This window comes from Pseudomonas sp. fls2-241-R2A-110, from assembly GCF_030209165.1.
In the GTDB taxonomy this organism is placed as follows: domain Bacteria; phylum Pseudomonadota; class Gammaproteobacteria; order Pseudomonadales; family Pseudomonadaceae; genus Aquipseudomonas.
This window is the reverse complement of the sequence record NZ_JARVSN010000010.1, coordinates 241,812-263,523: the sequence shown is the minus strand read 5'-3', so window position 1 is coordinate 263,523 and position 21,712 is coordinate 241,812. Positions and strand designations below refer to the sequence as shown.

General features: G+C 58.9%; 21 protein-coding genes. 5 read left to right on the top strand and 16 right to left on the bottom strand.

The genetic code is table 11. The features are described 5' to 3' along the window. Positions 1-10 precede the first annotated feature (10 nt). From QRN31_RS09415 to QRN31_RS09345, 15 genes are all read right to left on the bottom strand, one after another. Positions 11-1,528: a sigma-54 interaction domain-containing protein gene (locus QRN31_RS09415; RefSeq protein WP_285431640.1), complete on the bottom strand. Its 1,518-nt coding sequence runs from the start codon at positions 1,526-1,528 to the stop codon at positions 11-13. 10 nt (positions 1,529-1,538) lie between these two features. Then, entirely contained in the window at positions 1,539-4,187 is a 2,649-nt protein-coding gene (gene tssH, locus QRN31_RS09410) for a type VI secretion system ATPase TssH (RefSeq protein WP_285431638.1), read from the bottom strand. A gap of 13 nt (positions 4,188-4,200) precedes the next feature. Next, complete coding sequence (gene tssG / locus QRN31_RS09405; RefSeq protein ID WP_222589047.1) at positions 4,201-5,208, bottom strand: type VI secretion system baseplate subunit TssG; 1,008 nt, start codon at positions 5,206-5,208, stop codon at positions 4,201-4,203. Beyond that, positions 5,172-6,959, bottom strand: coding sequence for a type VI secretion system baseplate subunit TssF (tssF, locus tag QRN31_RS09400; RefSeq protein WP_285431637.1), 1,788 nt, complete (start codon positions 6,957-6,959; stop codon positions 5,172-5,174). Before tssF ends, tssG begins: the two co-directional genes overlap by 37 nt. 24 nt (positions 6,960-6,983) lie before the next feature. Next, positions 6,984-7,385 (bottom strand): hypothetical protein, encoded by a 402-nt coding sequence (locus tag QRN31_RS09395; protein WP_285431635.1) that lies wholly within the window; start codon positions 7,383-7,385, stop codon positions 6,984-6,986. A 67-nt stretch (positions 7,386-7,452) separates the two neighbouring features. After that, a complete protein-coding gene (locus QRN31_RS09390; RefSeq protein ID WP_285431633.1) occupies positions 7,453-7,836 on the bottom strand; it encodes a hypothetical protein in 384 nt (127 codons plus the stop codon). Continuing rightward, positions 7,833-8,828, bottom strand: a complete 996-nt coding sequence (locus QRN31_RS09385) for a DUF6402 family protein (RefSeq protein WP_285431631.1) — start codon at positions 8,826-8,828, stop codon at positions 7,833-7,835. The genes QRN31_RS09390 and QRN31_RS09385 overlap by 4 nt, the downstream gene beginning before the upstream one ends. Positions 8,829-8,839: 11 nt before the next feature. After that, on the bottom strand, positions 8,840-9,364 hold the full coding sequence (locus QRN31_RS09380) for a PAAR domain-containing protein (RefSeq protein WP_285431630.1): 525 nt from the start codon (positions 9,362-9,364) through the stop codon (positions 8,840-8,842). Between the two features lie 10 nt (positions 9,365-9,374). Further along, positions 9,375-9,782, bottom strand: a complete 408-nt coding sequence (gene tssE / locus QRN31_RS09375; RefSeq protein WP_090177913.1) for a type VI secretion system baseplate subunit TssE — start codon at positions 9,780-9,782, stop codon at positions 9,375-9,377. 13 nt (positions 9,783-9,795) lie between these two features. Continuing rightward, on the bottom strand, positions 9,796-11,271 hold the full coding sequence (gene tssC, locus QRN31_RS09370) for a type VI secretion system contractile sheath large subunit (protein WP_285431629.1): 1,476 nt from the start codon (positions 11,269-11,271) through the stop codon (positions 9,796-9,798). A gap of 28 nt (positions 11,272-11,299) precedes the next feature. Continuing rightward, a complete protein-coding gene (tssB, locus tag QRN31_RS09365) occupies positions 11,300-11,803 on the bottom strand; it encodes a type VI secretion system contractile sheath small subunit (protein ID WP_208670839.1) in 504 nt (167 codons plus the stop codon). Positions 11,804-11,835: 32 nt separating this feature from the next. Next, the gene (tssA, locus tag QRN31_RS09360) at positions 11,836-13,392 is read right to left on the bottom strand and encodes a type VI secretion system protein TssA (RefSeq protein WP_285431625.1); all 1,557 of its coding nucleotides are present in this window, start codon (positions 13,390-13,392) and stop codon (positions 11,836-11,838) included. Positions 13,393-14,028: 636 nt separating this feature from the next. Next, on the bottom strand, positions 14,029-14,304 hold the full coding sequence (locus tag QRN31_RS09355; RefSeq protein ID WP_003213368.1) for an HU family DNA-binding protein: 276 nt from the start codon (positions 14,302-14,304) through the stop codon (positions 14,029-14,031). A 192-nt stretch (positions 14,305-14,496) separates the two neighbouring features. Next, positions 14,497-15,645, bottom strand: coding sequence for an NAD(P)/FAD-dependent oxidoreductase (locus QRN31_RS09350; protein WP_285431623.1), 1,149 nt, complete (start codon positions 15,643-15,645; stop codon positions 14,497-14,499). Positions 15,646-15,665: 20 nt separating this feature from the next. Then, positions 15,666-15,833 carry a rubredoxin gene (locus QRN31_RS09345; protein ID WP_285431621.1) on the bottom strand — a complete coding sequence of 56 codons (168 nt, stop codon included), beginning with the start codon at positions 15,831-15,833 and terminating at the stop codon, positions 15,666-15,668. A gap of 202 nt (positions 15,834-16,035) precedes the next feature. On the opposite strand from QRN31_RS09345, the gene QRN31_RS09340 reads away from it, so the two are divergent. Both QRN31_RS09340 and ubiA read left to right on the top strand, forming a co-directional pair. Next, positions 16,036-16,599 carry a chorismate--pyruvate lyase family protein gene (locus QRN31_RS09340; protein ID WP_285431620.1) on the top strand — a complete coding sequence of 188 codons (564 nt, stop codon included), beginning with the start codon at positions 16,036-16,038 and terminating at the stop codon, positions 16,597-16,599. After that, positions 16,599-17,489: a 4-hydroxybenzoate octaprenyltransferase gene (gene ubiA / locus QRN31_RS09335; RefSeq protein ID WP_285431618.1), complete on the top strand. Its 891-nt coding sequence runs from the start codon at positions 16,599-16,601 to the stop codon at positions 17,487-17,489. Before QRN31_RS09340 ends, ubiA begins: the two co-directional genes overlap by 1 nt. Before the next feature lie 101 nt (positions 17,490-17,590). On the opposite strand, the gene QRN31_RS09330 is transcribed toward ubiA, so the two are convergent. Continuing rightward, the gene (locus tag QRN31_RS09330) at positions 17,591-17,974 is read right to left on the bottom strand and encodes a COG4315 family predicted lipoprotein (RefSeq protein WP_285431617.1); all 384 of its coding nucleotides are present in this window, start codon (positions 17,972-17,974) and stop codon (positions 17,591-17,593) included. A gap of 153 nt (positions 17,975-18,127) precedes the next feature. On the opposite strand from QRN31_RS09330, the gene phoB reads away from it, so the two are divergent. From phoB to QRN31_RS09315, 3 genes are all read left to right on the top strand, one after another. Then, a complete protein-coding gene (phoB, locus tag QRN31_RS09325; RefSeq protein ID WP_008150066.1) occupies positions 18,128-18,817 on the top strand; it encodes a phosphate regulon transcriptional regulator PhoB in 690 nt (229 codons plus the stop codon). An 81-nt stretch (positions 18,818-18,898) separates the two neighbouring features. Then, positions 18,899-20,185: a phosphate regulon sensor histidine kinase PhoR gene (gene phoR, locus QRN31_RS09320; protein ID WP_285431759.1), complete on the top strand. Its 1,287-nt coding sequence runs from the start codon at positions 18,899-18,901 to the stop codon at positions 20,183-20,185. 123 nt (positions 20,186-20,308) lie between these two features. Continuing rightward, positions 20,309-21,649: a hemolysin family protein gene (locus QRN31_RS09315; RefSeq protein ID WP_285431616.1), complete on the top strand. Its 1,341-nt coding sequence runs from the start codon at positions 20,309-20,311 to the stop codon at positions 21,647-21,649. The last annotated feature ends 63 nt before the right edge of the window (positions 21,650-21,712 follow it).

The window sequence follows — 21,712 nt, the reverse complement described above, 5'->3', positions numbered from 1 at the left end:
GGTCATTTGCCTACCCATCAAAGTCACCCAGGTTGATATTCAAGCGGCCGAGGCGGTACAGCAGCGTGCGGCGCGGCAGCCCGAGTTCGCGGGCGGCGAGGGTCTGGTTGCCGTCGTTTTTGCGCAGGCAATCGAGCAACAGACTGCGCTCGACCTGCTCCAGGCGTTCGCGCAGGTTGAGGCTGTTGTCTTCCGGCATGGCTTCCATGCGCAGGGAGAAATGCTCGGCCAGCAACTCGCCGCCCTCGCACAGCAGAACCGCACGCTCGACCAGGCCTTTGAGTTCGCGCACGTTGCCGGGGAAGGCGTAACCAGACAGGTGATCGAGCGCCGCATCGGACCAACGCACCGCGTCGCGCTGCAAGAACGAGCACGCCTTGTCGGCGAAATGCCGGGCCAGATCGAGGATGTCGCCTTCGCGTTGACGCAAGGCCGGCAACTCAATCGGGAATTGCGCGAGGCGGTAGTACAAGTCCTCGCGGAATTTGCCTTCGCTGACCAGCACCGACAAATCCCGGTGCGTCGCGGCGATGATGCGCACGTCGATCTTGTGGGTGTCGTTGGAACCCAGCGGGCGGATCTCGCCTTCCTGCAACACGCGCAACAACTTGGCTTGCAGAGACAACGGCATGTCGCCGATTTCATCGAGCAACAAAGTGCCGCCGTTGGCCGCATCGAACAGCCCGGCACGGTCGCGGTCAGCGCCGGTGAAGGCGCCCTTGCGGTAGCCGAACAGTTCGCTTTCCAGCAGGTTCTCCGGGAACGCCGCGCAGTTCTGCACGATGAACGCCTGGGAACGGCGCGGGCCGCAGTCGTGAATTGCCCGCGCGACCACTTCCTTGCCGGTGCCGGTCTCGCCGCGCAGCAGCACGGTGTACGGGCTGTGCAGGACTTTGCTGATCAGCGAGTAGGTCTCGCGCATGGCCTTGCTCTTGCCAATCAAGCCGTAGCCACTGGCGCTCGGAACACTGGCCTTCACCGGCCGAGACTCCCCGGTCGGCTGACGCAAACGCTGCAGCAAATGCAGTTGACCGAGCACGAACGAACCCAGCTGACCGAGGGAATCTGCAAAGCCTTGCAGATCGATGTGCCGTCGGCTGGCGCACAGCAGCAAGCCTTCGACGGCCTTCTGCTGATTGACCAGTGGCACGCACAGCAGCGACTGCCAAGGCGTGGCCTGGGGCGGCAGAAAACTGGTTTCGTGCAGGCTGCCGCTCAGTTCGCTGAGGCTCACCACACGGTTCTGGCACAGGGCGAATTGCAGCAGTTGTTCACCGTTGTAATCTGCCGGCAGACTCGCCGCTTCCCGGGGTTGCAGGATGCCGTTGAGGCACTCGGCGTTCATCCCCAGGCACGTGTGAGTTGCGTCCAGAAGGTACAACTGCGTCAATTCGCAGCCGCTGAGCTCGGCCAACCCGCGCACGAAGTCACCCAGCAGCGCAGCGCCGTCCGCCGCTCGCGACAGGTTGGCGAATTGCGCCAGCAAGGCTTCGGCATAAACCAGCGGCTGTGGCACTTGAGTGAACATCACACCCACCTCAGGCGAACTCGCAATTCACGCTGGCGTTGCCGTCGAGCGTCGCGTGGACACGCTTGAGGCTTTCACCGGTGGCCATCGCATCCAGCAAGCGGTCGGCCACCAGCGGCAGGACGTGCAGGTCGAGCAAATGGTCGATCAGGCGCGCGCCGCTGTCGCTTTGGGTGCAGCGTTCGGCCAGGTGATCGACGAGGTCTTGCGAGTAGGTGAATTCCAGCTGACGACGGTTCAGCCGTTCGCCCAGACGACCGAGTTTGATTTCGATCAGCTCGCGCAGCACCGGGCCGCCGACCGGGTAGTAAGGCACCACGCGCATCCGCGCCAGCAACGCCGGTTTGAAATGCTTGCTGAGGACCGGGCGGATGGTTTCTTCGAGGACTTCGGCCGATGGACGTGCGCCGTTTTCGCAGAGTTCGCTGATGCGGTCGCTGCCCAGGTTCGAGGTCATCAGGATCAGCGTGTTGCGGAAATCGATCTCGCGCCCTTCGCCGTCGTTGGCCACGCCTTTGTCGAAGATTTGGTAGAACAGGTTGAGCACGTCCGGGTCAGCCTTTTCGACTTCATCGAGCAGCACGACGGAGTACGGCTTCTGGCGCACCGCCTCGGTGAGCATGCCGCCCTCGCCGTAACCGACGTAGCCCGGCGGCGCACCGATCAGGCGCGAGACGGTGTGCTTCTCCTGGAACTCGGACATGTTGATGGTGGTGATGAAACGATCACCGCCGTACAGCAAGTCGGCCAGGGCCAGTGCGGTTTCGGTCTTGCCGACGCCGCTCGGACCCACCAGCAGGAACACGCCGACCGGCGCATCCGGTTTGTTCAGGCCGGCAGCAGTGGCGCGCATCGAGCGGTCCAGGGCGTGGACAGCTTGTTCCTGACCACGGATGCGCGTGCGCAGGTCGGTGGCGAAACTGGCGACCTTGGCGTTGTGTTCGCGGGCCAGTTGCGCCAGCGGCACGCCGGTCCAGGCGCTGATCACCTCGGCGACCAGACGCGGGCAGACTTCGAAGCTGACCAGACGCTCTTTGACTTGCAGCTCGGTCAGGGCTTTGTGAGTTTCGTTGAGCGCCGCTTCCAGGGTTTCGACGCTCTGCGCTTCGTCTACCGGCAGCGATTCGATCACGGTGCCTTCGGCGTCTTCCTCAACCGTGAGGGTTGGCGGGGCGGCGGCCACTTCGCGAGCCTTGGCCAGTTGCTGACGCAGGTCCAGCAGGCGCTCGGCCAATTCTTTCTGTTCGGTCCACAGGGTTTCCAGCGCGGCCCTTTCGTCTTCAGCGTCGGCCAGGCGATCTTCCAAGGCGTCGAGCGCTTCGTGATCGATCAGCAAGCCGGCTTCAGCATCCCGGCGCAGAGCCTGGCGCTGACGACCACCTTCGGCCAGTTCGCCGCGTAGACGTTCCAGGCTTTCCGGGGCGGCGGCGAGGCTGATGCGTACGCGGGCGCAGGCCGTGTCGAGCACGTCGACGGCCTTGTCCGGCAGCTGACGACCGGCAAGGTAACGCGCGGACAACTCAGCCGCCGCCACCACGGCGTCATCGCGCAGGTAGATGCCGTGGCTCTTCTCGTAAACCTGAGCCAGGCCACGCAGGATGGTTACCGCTTCGCTGACGGTCGGTTCGTGCAGTTGCACCGGTTGGAAGCGACGGGCCAGGGCCGGGTCTTTTTCGAAGTATTTTTTGTACTCGGCCCAGGTGGTGGCGGCGATGGTGCGCAATTCTCCACGGGCCAGGGCGGGTTTGAGCAAGTTGGCCGCGTCGGAACCGCCGGCATTGCCGCCCGCGCCGATCAACGTGTGAGCTTCGTCGATGAACAGAATGATCGGTTTCGGCGAGGCTTTGACTTCGTCGATCACGCCTTTGAGACGACGTTCAAACTCACCTTTGACGCTGGCACCGGCCTGCAACAGGCCCATGTCCAAGGACAACAACTCGACGCCTTTCAACACGTGCGGCACTTCACCAGCGGCAATGCGAGAGGCCAGGCCTTCGACGATGGCGGTTTTGCCGACACCGGCTTCACCAACCACGATCGGGTTGTTCTTGCGGCGACGCGCGAGGATGTCGACCATCTGCCGAATCGCGCCATCGCGGCACAGCACCGGGTCGAGTTTGCCGTCGCGGGCCTGTTGGGTCAGGTTGTGGGTGAAGCGCCCCAGCAGCGACTCGCCCTGCACGCCCGGTTTGCCGGTGGCCGGTTGCTCTTTCTGCGACAAGGCAAATTCTTTCAGGCGCTCGATGTTCAGTTTGGCCAGCAACGACTGGTAGCGGCTGCCGGCGTAACGCATCGGGTTGCGCAGCAGCGCGAGAATCAACGCGGCTTGCTCGACCTGGCTCTGGCCCAGTTCCAGGTTGGCCACCAGCAACGCATCTTGCAGCCACTGCACCAGTTCCGGGGCGAACACCGGGTTGCGCGAAGCGCTGTGCTCAACCCGCGATTGCAACGCGGCGCTCAGTTCACCGGCATCCACTTCGGCGTCTTGCAGTGCGCGTGCGAGCAAGCCTTGCGGGCGCTCCAGCAAACCGAGCAGCAAGTCTTCGACAAGGATTTTGCTGCCGCCACGGGCGACGCAGCGCTCGGCAGAACTTTCCAGATCACGACGGGTTTCGGCGTCCAGCGCCTGGATAAGTTGTTGCAGGTCTACGTTGATCATTGGTCATCTGTCCTTAATGAATTTTGCTGCCCAGGGTCACCACGCCGTCCGCTTTTTCGCGGCCCAGCCAACTGGTCCATCCCAGGCGACAGGCGTTCTGCTCACCGATGCGCAGTTCGCGGATTTCTTCCTGGCGCAACACCAGGCGAATGTCGTAATCGAGCGGGTCACGCAGGGTGAACCGCACCAGCGCGCACAACGGCTGGTAGCCGAAACCGATCGGCAGGAATTCGTGGAAGCGTTGCCAGTCAAGTTCGCGGATGTGGATGCGGAATTTGCCGCTGCGGTCGCGCACGTGTTCGCCCAGCACCAGGTCTTCGCCAAGCAGGCTGTTGGCGCGGCCCAAACGATTGCGCTGCTCGTCGAGAATCTCCACTCGGCGCTCGATGCACTGCTCGATGGTCAGCTCGGCGTGCTTGAAGTAGTAACGCAGTACCGCTTCGATCAGCGCCGCCGAGTGCGCGCGCAAGCTGAGCAGGCCGAGGTACGGCAGCAGGCGTTTCCAGTTCAGTTCCTGAGCCTTGCGGATCTCTTCGCCGCCCAGACCGATCAACGCAAACAGCTGCGCCGAGAACGGGTCGAGGGCGCCACTTTCGAAACTGGCGCGGTAGCGGTACTTGCGCCAGATCGGCAGCATCAGCCGTTGCAGGCGATGGTGGAACAGGTCAAGGAAGTTGCGGGTCGGGTTGCCGTCTTCGCTGTCGCCCAGGGCTTGTTCGCCGTAGAACGCTGGCAGCGGCGAGCCAGAACCGACCAGGCCGATCAAGTTGAATCGCAGGCGCGCACGCATCTGCCCGTGCTCATGGAAAAACTCCACGCGATCGACATCGCTGCCCGGGAAACCCAAGCTCGGGTTGGCCTGGAATTCCAGCTGGTCATACAAATCGTCCTGGCTCAGGTGCGGGTGGGCCTCGCGCAGCCGGTCAACTACCAGCAGCACGGCCTGAAACAGCGAGTACTCGCGTATTCCTCGGGTCAGTCCGCTTAAAGAAGCGGCTGAAGGCCCATACGTGGTGTCCATTGGTACACCTCTCCCTGTGTGCTTTTTACCCGCAGCTCGTGGTACGAATTGAGACTGGCGTAAAGCGCGAAAAACTCGTTAAGAACCGAGGCGAAAACGAACAGGTCGCCCTCGCCGATATACCCTTCCGGGTCGATGGTCAGCTCGGTGCGCAACCCGCGAACCGGCAACCCTCGGTGCAACCGATCAACGTGCTGGTGCTTGATCGACTTGAGCCCGCCCAGCAATCGCTTACTGACTTTTTCCGCGTGTTGGTCGTAGTAGCGCGGCAGGTCGTAGGTTTCGAGAATCACCTTCAACGCGTTGACGTCGGCCAGGGACAGGTAGTTGAGCGACATGTTGCTGATCAGCTTCCAGAGGAAGTCACGGTTCAGCGGCGGCGCATAACTTGGAGTGGCCGGGGTGATGTTGCGGAAACTCAGGAACTCTGGCGTGTCTTCGCATGCCTGGCTGATGTCGCCGAGCTTGAGTTTTTTGGGCAGATTCTGGTTGGTGCACATCAGCTCGATGGACAGGGTTTCATGCGCTTCGGTGTGGCGGATGCCGAAGCTCAGGTAGGTGTCGAGGCCGTTGTGCAACGAAGACGAACGCTGGCGGATGCTGTAATGCGGACGGCTGTTGGGCACGTCGAAACTCGGGTCGTGCTCGAAGGATTCGAACGGCACGTATTCCTGGTAACCGAGGCCGCCGGGCTTCCAGCCGGTGACGGTTTCCACCGAGAACACGCCGCAGTTTTGCAGATCGAATTCGGCGGGCAGCAGCAGGTATTCGTCTTGCTTGCCGTCGAGGCGGATCGGCAGTGCATCGTGCTTGAACAGGTTGACGATGGGCGTGCAGTAGAGCTTCACGTTGTCCAGCGTCGGACGCATGCGCAGGATGCCGCTCTTGCGGATATCGAAACGCAATTCGAGGCCGCGCACCTGCTTGAGCGTGTCTTCCGGCAGCGCCTTGAGCAGGTCCAGGCCGTTGATATCGACAAAGAGGAATTTGTCCTGGAAGGCGAAGTATTCCTGCAGGTAGCGATAGCCACGGAAGGTGTTCAGCGGATAGGGGATCAACGCTTCTTCTTCGGCAAAACCTACCGGCTGCACACGGTCGCCCGGCATCTTGAACGCCATCGGCGTGCCGTTCACGCCGTTGATGGGTTTGCCGGCGCCATCCAACGGAATCAGTTCGATGCCTTCCAGATTGCGCAGGAGGCTCAGGTAGAGCATCTGGCTGATGTAGCGCTCACCGGCGAAGTGCAGACGCAAACGGCTCAGTTCGAGTTCGCCGAGGTGACCGTCAGCACTCATCTCCAGACGCAGGCTCAACAACGAACCGTCGCCCTTCACCGAGTAATTCAGCGCGGCCAGATCCAGCGGCAACACCTCGGTCGGGTAGCAGGTGCGAAAGCGGCAATGCACGTCATCGATCGGCACGCTCTCAACGGGCGTGTCGCGTTCGACCATCAACGCAGGACCCGAACGCTTGAGCGGGTCGAACTGCAGAATGCTGAACGCCGGCAGCGGCCGCATGTAGTTGGGCCACAGCAGGTGCATCAACGAATGGCTCAGCTCCGGCAACTCGTCATCGAGCTTCTGGCGCAGGCGACCGGTCAGGAATGCAAAACCTTCCAGCAACCGCTCCACGTCCGGATCCCGCCCGGCCTGACCCAGGAAAGGCGCCAACGCCGGACTACGTTCGGCGAAACGGCGGCCTAACTGGCGCAGTGCGGTGAGTTCGCTTTGGTAGTAGTGGTTAAAGGACACGGTTTACCTGCCTGGTAGTGGAACTCATGAAAAAAACGTCCTGTAGAGCGCGACTGTCAGACCGGCAACTACGTAACCGGCGATGAGCAGGTACGGTAAAAAAGCCAGCCACCCAAACATCATCGGGAACCCGGCGAAGCTCCCCAAAAACACATGGGCCAATCCATAAATGACCCAAGGGGCGGCGTAAAAAGGGATGAACGTCAGCGGTGCGCACCACACATTTTTCAAAATTTGCTGTTCGGTTTTCCCGTTCATTACTCGCGTTGCCCACAGAGCAAAGGCGATGTAGGCAGGGATGCCAAATGTCAGGACGTAAATCGCCAAGAACTGCTCCCAGCCTGCAACCCTCGAATATCCCTCTGACCAATCGAGGAACAACAGAACCACGGACACGACAGCGGGGGCCCACAGGGCAATCTTCAAGAACCTGAAACGATTTAGGCTGATCAACGGCGATCACACCTAAAAGGGGTTTCTTGATTTACGAGCCTCAACGACATTCGGGAACCATCCAACTTTCCCAGCCATCTGCACCGGGGTACAACACCATCTCTCCTTGAAACTCAGGAGCAACTCCTGCATTGCCCTCTCTCATCCACAAATACCACTCAGAAGTCTTGAGTAGTTCTCCATTCTTCGTATACACACGATAAAAATACTGACTGCTAAACATTTCCAGAGCACGACCCACCATACCAACTGCCTGATAATTCGGAATATATCTGGCGATATAGCACTGCGCTGAAGGGCTCCAGTATTTTTTTACTGGCTGTGCTACCCACGAGCTTTGCAGCTTCAATCCAAAAAAAATCAAAGCCAGTATCATGACGACGAATAAACAAACCAGAATAAGCCTTCTAACTATAAGCTTCATGGCGATACCGGCGGGCGATTAGTTTTTTGCATATACTCAGCAAAATCTGCGGTAGATAAATAGATAAGAATGGAAGTCGGAATTTTTTTCACGTTGGAATAGACAAACAAATCCCCGCCTCTGCCATGCTGCGCCCGGTAGCAGTTAAAGCTATCGTTAGTAACCTTGAAGTATTTCTTTCCCTCACGCTCTACGCTAGCTGGCCCGCTGAGGTACTCGTAGTAGTCAGGCTTCACGACACCTTCCGAATTCCAGTACCCCAGCAACTGATCCTTGCCATCTTCATTCAGGAAGTCGTAGGTATCACGGATATAGCAGCCGACCTCATGAATACGCAAACAAGCAGCACTATTTTTGGTTTTAGGTGCAGTAGAAAACTTGGTGATTGCAATTTTTACTATAAAACCACCGAGAGCACCGTATACATCGTCCATCGGATTATCTTTCTTCTCAGTGACCGTTAATCCGACGGGTCTAAAATTAGCCTGTGTAGTTGTTTCCAACCCTATCGCATCAAGCCCGCTAAAATCATGAAACCCCATAACGAGATCTTGATTTTGCTCATCAAATATTCCAAGTTTTCGCATGCGAGTCATAAACTGCAGAAGGCCGCGTGTCAGCTGACTCGGAAAACCATTTTTTCGACCAATAATCTCATTGTATTGACTTGCATTTGATAACTTTGCATTTAACTCATCAATAATCACGCCGGTGTGTGGAGATGCACTGGTTAGCCAATCAAAATCCAGATCCCCAAAGAGTTTTTCCGAAGTGATCTTGTCAAGTGCAAGACGTCCTTCTTTCTCGTCTGAACTCATGACGAATCCATCACCGTCGAACCAGCGCTGCATGATTCGAGCAGATTCCTTCCAGCCAAGCTTCGACATCACACCGGGAATGTCTGTAATTTTGAAATCTTCAACAGTCGCTTCCACGCATTTTGTATCAGACGAGGGAGTGAGTTGTGCCGTGACAGGGGCTGGAGCTGTCATGTGAGAATCCCTTATGCAATCACGAGAGAGGACTGTGGGTCGAACGTGAGCGTGACGCTTTCCGCCGAGTCAGAGGCCATCGCTGCCGTCTTGCCTTGCGCATCCGTGATCCCTTTAAGTTCCTTTCCAGAGGCTGTACGCAAGGTATAAGCACGCTCAGCTATGGGAACTCCCGTTTTGGGATCACGCACTATAAATTGCTGAGTGAAAGGCCACTGCAGCACTACCGGCAACGGCGCCACAAACGACGCCGGCGAATGCGAGTTCCCGATAATCACCGTGCCGGACCCAGCCGTAACCTTGTTGCCATGCGTCCCGACGGAATCCACCGTCGCAGCCGGTTTGCCGTTAATCAAAACCGTCGTCGCCAACCCGCCCGACATCGCACCACCACACGCCGAGGCATCGCCTTGGCGGGCGGCCGCGAGGCCGTCGAAGAAGACGTCGCCGGAACCGGCGACGATCGGGTTGGTGCCGTGGCCGGGGAGCGGGCAAGCGGTGGGGTCGGATACGCGGGCTGCGGGTTTGCCGGACATACGAATCTCCTTAGTTGACCTTTACTTGACCGCTGCCATCCAGGCGCGCGGCGAAACTGACCTGACGCTTGAAACCATCAACTTCCAGCAGGCCTTCGATGCTGAAGGACAGGCGAAGCTGATCGTGATCACGCGGCAGGGAGATGACATGCACATTGCTCAAGCGTGGCTCGTAGGCTTCGATGAAATTTTCGATGGCCAGACGGGCCTGACTCAGGGAGTCGTGCAGGCTCAGACGCATGTCATTGAGATCGGGTAGCCCGTAGTCGGACAGCGTTTGCACGCTGCCCGCACGGGTGCTGAGCATCTTGGCCAGATGGGCAGCCACGGACGCCATGGCGGAGACCTCGCGGCTCCAGCCGACGCGTTTTTCCGCGTCGCCACCCAGGCGTTCGAAAAGGCTGCCGTATCCAGTCATGACTTAGCTCCGCTTACTCTTTGTCCAGCTTGCCAACCAGCGACAGGGTGAAATCGGCACCCATGTACTTGAAGTGCGGGCGCACGTTCAGGCTGACGCGGTACCAGCCAGGCTCGCCTTCGACATCGCTGACGACGATCTGGGCAGCGCGCAGTGGACGACGGCCACGGACTTCGGCGCTTGGGTTTTCCTGGTCGGCCACGTACTGGCGGATCCACTTGTTGAGTTCCAGCTCGAGGTCGGTACGTTCTTTCCACGAACCGAGTTGCTCGCGCTGCAGCACTTTCAAGTAGTGAGCCAGGCGGTTGACGATCATCATGTATGGCAGTTGCGTGCCGAGCTTGTAGTTCAGCTCTGCGGCCTTGCCTTCTGCGCTGATGCCGAAGAACTTCGGCTTCTGCACCGAGCTGGCGGAGAAGAACGCCGCGTTGTCGGAGCCTTTGCGCATGGTCAGGGAAATGAAGCCTTCCTCGGCCAGTTCGTATTCACGACGGTCGCTGACCAGAACCTCGGTAGGGATCTTGGTTTCGATTTCGCCCATGCTTTCGAAATGGTGCAACGGCAGGTCTTCAACCGCGCCACCGCTCTGCGGGCCGATGATGTTCGGGCACCAGCGGAATTTGGCGAAGCTGTCGGTCAGCTTGGTGCCGAACGCGTAGGCCGTGTTGCCCCACAGGTAGTGCTCGTGGCTGTTGGCGACGGTTTCTTTGTACACGAACGATTTGACCGGGTTTTCTTCCGGGTCGTACGGGTTACGCAGCAGGAAACGCGGCACGGTCAGGCCAACGTAACGGGAGTCTTCCGACTGGCGGAAAGTCTGCCATTTGGCGAACTGCGGGCCTTCGAAGTGATCTTTCAGATCCTTCAGGTCCGGCAGGCCAGTGAAGCTTTCCAGGCCGAAGAATTTCGGACCGGCAGCCGCGATGAACGGCGCGTGAGACATGCAGGCGACGCTGGACACGTACTGCATCAGTTTCACGTCCGGCGAGCTTGGGGACATGAAGTAGTTAGCGATGATCGCGCCCACAGGCTGACCACCGAACTGACCGTATTCAGCGGTGTAGATGTGCTTGTACAGGCCCGACTGCATCACTTCCGGCGAATCTTCGAAGTCGTCCAGCAGGTCGTCCTTGGAGACGTTGAGGATTTCGATCTTGATGTTTTCGCGGAAGTTGGTGCGGTCGACCAGCAACTGCAGGCCACGCCACGACGATTCCAGGGACTGGAAGTCCGGGTGGTGCAGGATTTCGTCCATCTGGCGGCTGAGCTTGGCATCGATCTCGGCGATCATGCGATCAACCATTGCCTTCTTGACCGGCTCACCGTTGTTCTGCGGCTTGAGCAGCTCTTCGATGAAGGCCGACACACCGCGCTTGGCGATGTCGTAGGCTTCGTCGTCCGGCGTCAGGCGGGTTTCGGCGATGATGCTGTCGAGAATGCTGTATTCGCCGTTCTCTTTACTTTTTTGCTGCGCTGCACTCGTGCTCATGGTGTTGGCTTCCTTGGCTGATGGAGACTCAGGCGTCCTGGGCTGCGGCGTTCAGGCCCAGCTCACCCAGTACGCGACCGCGGGATTCGTCGTCGGCGAGAACGCCTTCGATGGCTTTGCGGAACGCAGGCGCGTTACCCAACGGGCCTTTGAGGGCCACCAGCGCGTCGCGCAGTTCCATCAGTTTTTTCAGCTCGGGCACTTGCTCGACCAGCGAGGCCGGGTTGAAGTCCTTCATCGAGTTGACGCGCAGTTGCACGCCCAACTCTTCAGTGCTGCCCTCTTCCTGAAGGCGGTTCGGCACGTTCAACGTCAGGCTCAGCTCTTGCTTGGCCAGCACTTCGTCAAAGGTCGTCTTGTCGATGCTGATCGGCTTGCGATCTTCGACTTTGCGTTCGTCCTTGCGGTGGGTGTAGTCACCGATTGCCAGTAGCTTCAACGGCAGTTCGATCTCTTCCTGTGCACCACCGGTGGCAGGTTTGAACGTGACGTTGATGCGTTCCTTGGGGGCTACCGAGCCTTCTTTGGCCATGGCTTTTCTCCTTGCGGTTGTGGCCCGGGGGCCTATTCGAGTACCACTTCGAGATCGAGGTGGCACAGCCTGCGATAAATCTCTTCCTTGCGTTCACGTACGGCATGGTTCTGCGGCAACAACTCGCAGCAGCTATGCAGTAAATGCAGCACTTCCAGCGCAAGATCGGGCTCCCAGGCGTTCAGGCCTGAGTCCTGTAATGTTTGGTCGAGGGTTTCGAGTTGGGTCTTGGCCAGTTCGTATTTCTTGGCCATGAAGCACAGCCGCGCGAGGGCGAACTGCCAGAAAAACCGTACGCGTCCGCCGTGGGCACTTTGCAGGCCCTGCTTGAGGATCTGCACGGCGGCCTTGAGGCCGTCCTTGCGCAAAATCGGCAGGACTTCTTCCAGGGCCACTTCCCAGGCCGGCTGGGAGTCGGCGACCTCGACCTTGCGCGGCGCAGTGGCGCTTTGCAGGTGTGGCATGACGTGGGCGCTGATCCAGGCGCGGGTGGCCGGATCGGCGAACGGCACGCCGTCATGGAAACGCAATTCGATGATGCCGGGCAGACGCTGAATCAGCAGCGCGAAGTGGATTTCAACTTCGCGCATGGCCATTTCGGCGTTCAGGCCCTGCAGGCATTCCCAGACGATGCGCTGGCCATCAAACCAGAACGGCGCCTTCGCCAGGCTCGCCTCCAGTTCCACCAGCAGGTCGGCGTACTTGGCCTGGTCGTAGCGATCCTGATAGGCCTTGAGCTTGTCGGCGGGCAAGCCGCGCAGAACGGTGATTTGTTCAGCGTTGCGCTCGGGAACAGCGTCGATGGGCAACCACAGTAGCGTGCGATTGAGGCGCAGGGCGCGCAGGTCGGTGGCTTTTTGCTTGAGCCACCAGGCACACAATGGCCGCGCGCTTTCCTGTTGGGCGCGCAGGGCTTTGTGGGCTTCTTTTTCGTTATCGATCGGTGCGCCAGGGGTGAACAACTGCGTGGCGGCTTGCTTGACTTGGGCTACTGCGGCGCCGACCACGCCGGGTTCCGGCTGGTTGTCAGCGGCGCGTTGCACCATGTTTTTCAGACGACGGGAGATCGGCAGCAGCAGCGGCGCATCGTCACCCAAGTGCTCGGTGCAGGCGGCGTCGAGGCCTTCAAGGTGTTCAACCAGGCGCCGGAACATCGGCAACTGCTCTTTGATCGCGATGTTTTCGGTCAACACCTGCTCGAGACGCGGCACCAGCCAACTGATCGCTGCGGAGCGGGTGCGGGCCTTGTTCGGGTGGACTTCGGCCCAGTGGCTTTCACACAGGTAGTGCAGCAAACCAAGGCCCGCCAGCAGTCCTTGAAAGGATTCGCGCTGGTACAACGCCCAGGTCAGCCAGGCGCCGACCCGCAAGTCCTTGGACTGGGTACGCAGCAGGCTTTCGCTGTTTTCGCGGATTTTCAGCCAGTCGATCTGACCGCTTTCATGCATCGAGGAGGCTTTGCCCAGCTCGCTTTCCAATGCCTCATATTCGCTCGAAAAACGAACGTCCTCGCCCGCGAAATTCTCTTTGGAAACAGAGGCTTTTGCGAGATCAAGGTAATGAGCAGAAAGTTTGCTTGAGTAGGACATCCATGGCCTTTATTTAGGATTACGGTCATACGCCCAATGAAGATTTCAAGGGGCCAGGACAGTATCAAAGAGCTACGAGTGAGTCTCATCCAATTGAGTTCGTGCTCTTTCAAGTGCGCGCATCGTAATCACTATGATGGCCACTAGCAAGCATCTGATTAAACAACAAGACGAAGTGATCTTTATTGCACGTAGGAGATCTCCCTATATGTGTAAGGGGATTCCCTGATGTCGATTTAATATTGAAGCCGCCTGGACACAGGCCCAGAACCATTGAGCCAGAGCCCCCGCCAAACTTTTACCCAATTCCGGACAAGACCTTTTGATGACAGGCGCGCAGCATGCCAATATTCAGAAGGAATAAATGTAGGAATCGTCCGAAAGTCGCGGTCACTTAGGAACAGCGCGATGCGTGACAACAAAGAATCAGGAAAGTGCCACTATCGTGGTGGCACTTTATATATGAAGGTAATCTCGTAACATGGTAATGAATAATCAATTTCCAGAGTGTATTAATCAGTCCAATCCAGACTTAATACAGAACCGCATTACGCCCATAAAAAATGGGCACCCGATTTAATCGGCATGCCCATTTTTCAATACGGTTCTCCCCTTTATTCAGGGAGTTCGCCGCAATTATGGATTAACGCTGTCTTTCAACGATTTGCCTGGCTTGAACGCAACAGTGTTGCTGGCCTTGATTTTGACGGGCTCACCGGTTTGCGGGTTTTTGCCGGTACGGGCACCGCGGTGGCGTTGCAGGAAGGTACCGAAGCCCACCAGCGTGACGCTGTCTTTGCGGTGAAGTGCGCCGGTGATTTCTTCGAGAACGGCGTTGAGAACGCGGTTTGCCTGCTCTTTGGTGAGATCTGCTTTTTCAGCGATTGCAGCGGCGAGTTCTGGTTTACGCATTAGTGAAGCCCCTTTGACGGTTTTTTGTTGTTATGTCCGTGCTGTTCTCGTTGGAACAGCGCCCAAAGCGCCGCAGGTGCTCTACTCTGCGGCAGACGGGAGTGAGAATGGCACGCACGGAAGAGCCGCGCCAGTCTAGGCGCGACCTTTGTAGGGGCAAAAGAGGGGTGATTCCGACAGAACGACCGGTATTTACGCCAGCAGCGCCGGAAGCTCTTTGTTCAGGGCCAGTTTTTCCATCACCGCCGCGCCTGTCAGGGCATAACCGAGCAGTTTTCCGCCGATATCGCGGCACAAAACCTTGACGTCGGCGCCCTGCCCTTCGACTGTCCAGACGCCCTCCATACCCCGTGGTGGCGGGGAAACCACCAATGGGCAGACGGGTGTTTTCACCGTGATCGGCATCGGGCCATAGGTCACAGCGGTAGGGTTTCCGGCGAGGGTTTGCGCCAGCGCTCTCGCACAGCTCATCAGGGGCATGACGTACAGCAGATTCAGCCCATCGACCTCGGCACAATCGCCCAGGGCGTAGATATTGGCGTGAGACGTTTTCAGGTGACGGTCGACCACCACACCACGGTTGACCTGCACACCGGCTGCCGCCGCCAGGTCGATACGCGGACGCAGGCCAATGGCCGACACCACCACATCGCAAGGAATCACCTGACCATCGGACAAATGCGCCTCCAGGCCATCATCCACGCGCTGCAAGCGATTGAGCACGGGGCCAAGGTGGAAGCGCGCACCCAGGCTTTCCAACCCGGCCTGGACCGCTGCGGCCGCCGCCGGGTGCAGCAAGGTCGGCATGACTTGCTCGCACGGTGCAACCAGTTGCACCTCGTAACCGCCCAGGATCAAGTCATTGGCGAATTCACAACCAATCAGCCCGGCCCCCAGCAACAGCACCCGACGTTTGCCGGCCGCTGCGGCGCGAAAGCGTGCGTAGTCTTCCAGATCGTTGATCGGGAAAACGGCGTCGGCGGCGTCTCCTTCGATCGGCACTCGCACGGTTTCCGCGCCCCAGGCCAGAATCAAGTCGCGGTAAATCACCGATTCTTCGCCGATCCACAAGCGTTTGTGGCCAGGGTCGATACCGCTGATGCGCGTGTGGGTGCGCACTTCGGCCTTCAGTTGCTCAGCCATCGCGCCAGGTTCGGCCATGCTCAGGCCATCAGCGTCTTTGTTTTTGCCGAAACCGGTGGAGAGCATCGGCTTGGAGTAGGAGCGCCCGTCATCGGCGGTAATCAGCAGCAGCGGAGTTTCGCCATCGAGTTTGCGAAACTCCCGGGCCAGGTTGTAGCCGGCCAGCCCGGTGCCGACGATCACGACAGGTGCGTTCATTCCTTACTCCTCTAAATGTCTTAGTTGATTTCGATCATTTCGAAATCCATCTTGCCCACGCCGCAGTCCGGGCACAGCCAGTCTTCCGGCACGTCTTGCCAAGGGGTGCCCGGCACAATGCCGTCGTCCGGCCAGCCCTCGGCTTCGTTATAAATCAGGCCGCAGACCACACATTGCCACTTTTTCATTCAGGTACTTCCTCAGGATTCAGGCTTGATGCCGGCGCAAACGGTCGATAGATTCAGCGTTGCCGTTCGGCTCAGGGGCGTTTTGTACTGATCGGGCCCGACAGATGCAAGCGTGTTCGGCGCAACGGCGGCCCGGATCAATCAAAATCGCTGGCTGACATGTTAAGCTCGCCGCCTCATTTGCTGCCAATAATGACTCACTGTGCCGCACTCAAAATCCCCCTTCGCGACCTCGCTATGGCTCCCCCAAAGCCAACTGACGCCCCTCCCCGACACGTCTACCCTCGACTGGTTGTTTGACGAAGGCTCGCTGACCCGACGGCTGATCCGTTTGTCGAATAATGCTTTCAGTGTCACGCCGCTGTTTGAAGGCTGGCAACCGCTGCGCGCCGACGAATGTGCCGCGCTGGAGCTTGATGAAGGCAGTGAAGGCTGGGTGCGCGAGGTGTATTTGCGTGGCCACGGCGAAGCGTGGGTGTTTGCCCGCAGCGTGGCAGCGCGCAGTGCGCTGCAGGGCGATGGCTTGCACATGGACGAATTGGGCAGTCGCTCGCTGGGTGAATTGCTGTTTTGCGATCAAGCGTTCCAGCGTCGGGCTATCGAGGTTTGCCACTATCCTCAGGAATGGCTGCCGATGGAGGCCCGCGCACCGGAGCTTTGGGGACGCCGCTCGCGCTTCGATCGAGGCGCCTTGAGCGTGCTGGTAGCCGAGATTTTCTTGCCGACCTTGTGGCTCGCCACCCGCACCCATCCGGAGAATTGCTGATGTATCAGAGCCTGCTCAAGTCCCTGAATCGCTTGAATCCACGGGCTTGGGACTTCATTCAACTGACGCGCATGGACAAGCCGATCGGCATCTATCTGTTGCTGTGGCCGACGTTGTGGGCGCTGTGGATTGCCGGCAAAGGTTCGCCGTCCTTGGCCAACATCGTGATTTTCGTGTTGGGCGTGGTGCTGACCCGGGCCGGCGGCTGCGTGATCAACGATTGGGCGGACCGCAAGGTCGATGGCCACGTGAAACGCACCGAACAGCGGCCTCTGGTGAGTGGCAAGATCAGCTCAAAAGAAGCCTTGGTGTTCTTCGCGTTGCTGATGGGAGTGGCCTTCCTGCTGGTGCTGTGCACCAATGCGACAACGGTCTGGTTGTCGTTCGGAGGCCTGGCGCTGGCCTTCACTTACCCGTTCATGAAGCGCTACACCTATTACCCGCAAGTTGTGTTGGGCGCGGCGTTCTCCTGGGGCATGCCGATGGCGTTCACCGCCGAAACCGGTGAGCTGCCTGCTGCGGCGTGGTTGCTGTGGATCGCCAACCTGTTGTGGACGGTCGGCTATGACACTTATTACGCCATGACCGACCGCGACGATGACCTGAAGATCGGGGTCAAATCCACCGCAATTTTGTTTGGCGATGCGGACCGGGTGATCATCCTGACGTTGCAAGGGTTGGCGCTGGGTTGCTTGTTGCTGGCCGGGTCGAGATTCCAGCTCGGTGGCTGGTTCCACCTGGGCTTGCTGACGGCGGCGGGCTGTTTTGCCTGGGAGTTCTGGTACACCCGAGGCAAGGACCCGATGCGTTGTTTCAAGGCGTTTTTGCACAACCACTGGGCCGGGTTGGCAATTTTTGTCGGGATTGTGCTGGATTACGCGCTGCGCTGAGGTAATGAAGCGCAAAGATCGCAGCCCGTGACATCTCCTGATATTTACGTCCTGTAGGAGCTACCGCAGGCTGCGATCTTTTTACGGTTTCAGTGAATCACTTACTTATGCTCGCGCATCACGTGCCAAACGTCTTTCATGCCGTCACCTTTCATTTCTCCAGGCTTTTCGTCCTTCATAAAGGTGTACAGCGGCTTGCCGTCGTAAGCGTATTGCATCGTGCCGTCATCACGCTTAATGACGCTCCATTTGCCCTCGGCCTTGGCACCCGCCGGAGCCATCATTGGCGGCCAGTTTTTAGCACAATCGCCGTTACACATTGACTTGCCGCCAGCGTCCTTGTCGAACGTATAAACGGTCATGCCTTTGTGGTCCACCATCATCCCGTCTTTCATCATGGCGGGTTCGGCAGCGAAGGCCATTGTTGGTAAAGCAAGGGCAGCGGCCAACATCAGAGCCTTAAGGGAAAACGCGTATTGAGTCATGGAAACCTTCCTTTTGTGGTTGTCAGGATTCGGACTTAGAGCTTAGTTCAGGATCATGACAATCGCCGGGCTGCTAAATTGTTGTCACACGACTGCAATAATTCCGTTATCTAATGCGGCGCAAGACAGTTAAATGACAAGAGGATTAAAGGCATGGTTGGCAGGAGCATTCTGATCGTCGACGACGAAGCGCCCATTCGCGAAATGATCGCCGTTGCGTTGGAAATGGCCGGCTATGACTGCCTGGAGGCGGAAAACTCGCAGCAGGCCCATGCCATCATCGTCGACCGCAAGCCGGACTTGATCCTGCTCGACTGGATGCTGCCGGGCACGTCCGGTATCGAACTGGCCCGCCGCCTCAAGCGCGATGAGCTGACCGGGGACATCCCGATCATCATGCTCACGGCCAAGGGCGAAGAGGACAACAAGATTCAGGGCCTGGAAGTCGGTGCCGATGACTACATCACCAAACCTTTTTCCCCACGTGAGCTGGTTGCGCGCCTCAAAGCCGTACTGCGCCGCGCCGGCCCGACTGATGGCGAAACACCGATCGAAGTCGGTGGCCTGCTGCTGGACCCGATCAGCCACCGCGTGACCATCGACGGCAAACCCGCCGAGATGGGCCCGACCGAATACCGTTTGCTGCAATTTTTCATGACTCACCAGGAACGCGCCTACACCCGTGGCCAGTTACTGGATCAGGTCTGGGGCGGCAACGTCTACGTCGAAGAACGCACCGTCGACGTGCACATCCGTCGCCTGCGCAAAGCCCTCGGCGATGCCTACGAAAATCTGGTACAAACCGTGCGCGGCACCGGTTATCGCTTTTCCACCAAAGCCTGACCCGGTTCTTTCCCGCCCGACAAGCTGACAAGGACGCATGTTTTCGTGAACCAAAACTGGCATGGCACCCTGATCCGTCACATGCTGTTGCTGGTCACCGGCTGCCTGGTCATCGGCTTGATGACCGGCTACTACGGCTGGAGCCTGGCGGCAGGATTAGGCATTTACCTGGGCTGGACCCTCAAGCAACTGCTGCGGTTGCACGAATGGCTGCGCCTGCACAAACCCGATGAGGCACCGCCCGACGGTTATGGGTTGTGGGGCGAAGTGTTCGACAGCATCTACCACCTGCAACGCCGTGACCAACGGGTACGCGGGCGTCTGCAAGCGGTGATCGACCGCGTCCAGGAATCCACGGCCGCGCTGAAAGACGCGGTAATCATGCTCGACAGCGACGGCAACCTGGAATGGTGGAACCGCGCCGCCGAAACCCTGCTCGGCCTCAAGACACCACAAGACAGTGGCCAGCCGGTCACCAACCTGGTGCGCCATCCACGCTTCAAGGAATATTTCGAGCAGGACACCTACGCAGAGCCGCTGGAAATCCCTTCACCGATCAACGATCGCCTGCGCATTCAGTTGTACATCACCCGCTACGGCAACAACGAGCACTTGATGCTGGTGCGCGACGTGACGCGCATCCATCAGCTGGAACAGATGCGCAAAGACTTCATCGCCAACGTCTCCCACGAGCTGCGCACGCCACTGACGGTCATCTGCGGCTACCTGGAAACCTTGCTCGACAATGTCGAGGAAGTGAACCCGCGCTGGACCCGTGCCCTGCAGCAAATGCAGCAGCAAGGGGGACGCATGCAAACCTTGCTCAACGACTTGCTGCTACTGGCCAAACTGGAAGCCACCGATTACCCCTCGGACAACCAGCCCGTGGCCATCGAAGGCTTGCTGCAATCGATCAAGGGCGATGCCCAGCAGTTGTCAGGCCAGAAAAACCAGCGCATCACCCTGGAAGCCGATCCGACGATTCTGCTCAAGGGCAGCGAGGCCGAGTTGCGCAGCGCGTTTTCCAATCTGGTGTTCAACGCGGTGAAATACACGCCAGCCGAAGGCAACATCCGCATTCGCTGGTGGGGTGACGAACAAGGTGCGCACCTGAGCGTCCAGGATTCGGGGATCGGTATCGACAGCAAACACCTGCCACGTCTGACTGAACGCTTTTACCGCGTCGATTCCAGTCGCAACTCCAATACCGGTGGCACCGGTCTCGGCCTGGCGATCGTCAAACACGTATTGTTAAGACATCGCGCGCGGATGGAAATCAGCAGCGTGCCGGGGCATGGCAGCACGTTTACCTGCCATTTTGCACCGGCCCAGGTCACCAAATCCCGGGTCGTCAGCGCCGCCGACTGATACCGGCCAGCACTCCCCCCTAGGCAATCGCCCGGTCAGCCGCTACATTGGCTGACTTGTGCCTGCCTTTCAGGTGCACTTTTTTCTTTCCTTTCGAATACACGGAAACCGCAAAACTCCATCATGGACCCTTCCCCTGGCTTGACCCTCGCGACACTCTTCGCCGACTTCGGCATGATTCTTTTTGCTCTGATCCTGGTTTTGCTCAACGGATTTTTCGTTGCGGCGGAATTTGCCATGGTCAAATTGCGCTCGACCCGGGTCGAGGCCATCGCTGAGAAAAACGGCTGGCGCGGACACATCCTGCGCACCGTTCACAGTCAGCTCGATGCCTACCTGTCGGCGTGCCAGCTGGGTATTACCCTCGCCTCGCTGGGACTTGGCTGGGTCGGTGAGCCCGCGTTCGCACACATTCTGGAACCGCTGCTTGAAGCCGTCGGCGTGCAGTCGGCCGAAGTGGTCAAAGGCGTGTCGTTCTTTGCGGCGTTCTTTGTCATCTCGTACCTGCACATCGTGGTCGGCGAACTGGCACCGAAATCCTGGGCCATCCGCAAACCCGAGTTGCTGTCGCTGTGGACTGCCGTGCCGCTGTACCTGTTCTACTGGGCCATGTACCCGGCGATTTACCTGCTCAACGCAAGCGCCAACACGATCCTGCGGATCGCTGGCCAAGGTGAGCCCGGCCCCCATCACGAGCACCATTACAGCCGTGAAGAACTGAAACTGATCCTGCACTCCAGCCGTGGCCAGGACCCGAGCGACCAAGGCATGCGTGTGTTGGCGTCCGCCGTGGAAATGGGCGAGCTGGAAGTGGTCGACTGGGCCAACTCCCGGGAAGACCTGGTGACGCTGGAATTCAACGCACCGCTCAAGGAAATCCTGGCGATGTTCCGTCGCCATAAATTCAGCCGTTATCCGGTGTACGACAGCGACCGTCAGGAGTTCGTCGGCCTGCTGCACATCAAGGACCTGCTGCTGGAACTGGCCGCCCTGGACCACATTCCCGAATCGTTCAACCTTGCCGAGCTGACCCGCCCGCTGGAACGCGTATCCCGACACATGCCGCTGTCGCAGCTGCTTGAGCAGTTCCGCAAGGGCGGCTCGCACTTCGCGCTGGTCGAAGAGGCCGATGGCAACATCATTGGCTACCTGACCATGGAGGACGTGCTGGAAGTCCTGGTCGGCGATATTCAGGACGAACATCGCAAGGCGGAACGCGGGATCCTCGCCTACCAGCCCGGTAAATTGCTGGTACGCGGCGACACGCCCTTGTTCAAGGTTGAACGCCTGCTGGGCATCGACCTGGACCACGTCGAAGCCGAAACCCTCGCCGGGCTGGTCTACGAAACCCTGAAGCGGGTGCCGGAAGAGGAAGAGGTGCTGGAAGTCGAAGGTTTGCGGATCATCATCAAGAAGATGAAAGGGCCGAAGATCATTCTGGCCAAGGTGTTGATGCTCGATTGATAGGCTGATCCGAAGCCGGGTCGATCCCATCGCGGGCAAGCCCGCTCCCACAAGGACGACGTA

What these genes read in the sequence shown, in the direction of transcription:
- QRN31_RS09385 (WP_285431631.1), bottom strand. Translation starts at nt 8,828, where the DNA reads ATGACAGCTCCAGCCCCTGTCACGGCACAACTCACTCCCTCGTCTGAT.
- QRN31_RS09380 (WP_285431630.1), bottom strand. Translation starts at nt 9,364, where the DNA reads ATGTCCGGCAAACCCGCAGCCCGCGTATCCGACCCCACCGCTTGCCCG.
- tssG (WP_222589047.1), bottom strand. Translation starts at nt 5,208, where the DNA reads ATGGACACCACGTATGGGCCTTCAGCCGCTTCTTTAAGCGGACTGACC.
- tssH (WP_285431638.1), bottom strand. Translation starts at nt 4,187, where the DNA reads ATGATCAACGTAGACCTGCAACAACTTATCCAGGCGCTGGACGCCGAA.
- phoB (WP_008150066.1), top strand. Translation starts at nt 18,128, where the DNA reads ATGGTTGGCAGGAGCATTCTGATCGTCGACGACGAAGCGCCCATTCGC.
- QRN31_RS09415 (WP_285431640.1), bottom strand. Translation starts at nt 1,528, where the DNA reads ATGTTCACTCAAGTGCCACAGCCGCTGGTTTATGCCGAAGCCTTGCTG.
- QRN31_RS09345 (WP_285431621.1), bottom strand. Translation starts at nt 15,833, where the DNA reads ATGAAAAAGTGGCAATGTGTGGTCTGCGGCCTGATTTATAACGAAGCC.
- QRN31_RS09350 (WP_285431623.1), bottom strand. Translation starts at nt 15,645, where the DNA reads ATGAACGCACCTGTCGTGATCGTCGGCACCGGGCTGGCCGGCTACAAC.
- QRN31_RS09330 (WP_285431617.1), bottom strand. Translation starts at nt 17,974, where the DNA reads ATGACTCAATACGCGTTTTCCCTTAAGGCTCTGATGTTGGCCGCTGCC.
- ubiA (WP_285431618.1), top strand. Translation starts at nt 16,599, where the DNA reads ATGTATCAGAGCCTGCTCAAGTCCCTGAATCGCTTGAATCCACGGGCT.
- phoR (WP_285431759.1), top strand. Translation starts at nt 18,899, where the DNA reads ATGCTGTTGCTGGTCACCGGCTGCCTGGTCATCGGCTTGATGACCGGC.
- QRN31_RS09315 (WP_285431616.1), top strand. Translation starts at nt 20,309, where the DNA reads ATGGACCCTTCCCCTGGCTTGACCCTCGCGACACTCTTCGCCGACTTC.
- tssE (WP_090177913.1), bottom strand. Translation starts at nt 9,782, where the DNA reads ATGACTGGATACGGCAGCCTTTTCGAACGCCTGGGTGGCGACGCGGAA.
- tssA (WP_285431625.1), bottom strand. Translation starts at nt 13,392, where the DNA reads ATGTCCTACTCAAGCAAACTTTCTGCTCATTACCTTGATCTCGCAAAA.
- tssB (WP_208670839.1), bottom strand. Translation starts at nt 11,803, where the DNA reads ATGGCCAAAGAAGGCTCGGTAGCCCCCAAGGAACGCATCAACGTCACG.
- tssC (WP_285431629.1), bottom strand. Translation starts at nt 11,271, where the DNA reads ATGAGCACGAGTGCAGCGCAGCAAAAAAGTAAAGAGAACGGCGAATAC.
- QRN31_RS09355 (WP_003213368.1), bottom strand. Translation starts at nt 14,304, where the DNA reads ATGCGTAAACCAGAACTCGCCGCTGCAATCGCTGAAAAAGCAGATCTC.
- QRN31_RS09390 (WP_285431633.1), bottom strand. Translation starts at nt 7,836, where the DNA reads ATGAAGCTTATAGTTAGAAGGCTTATTCTGGTTTGTTTATTCGTCGTC.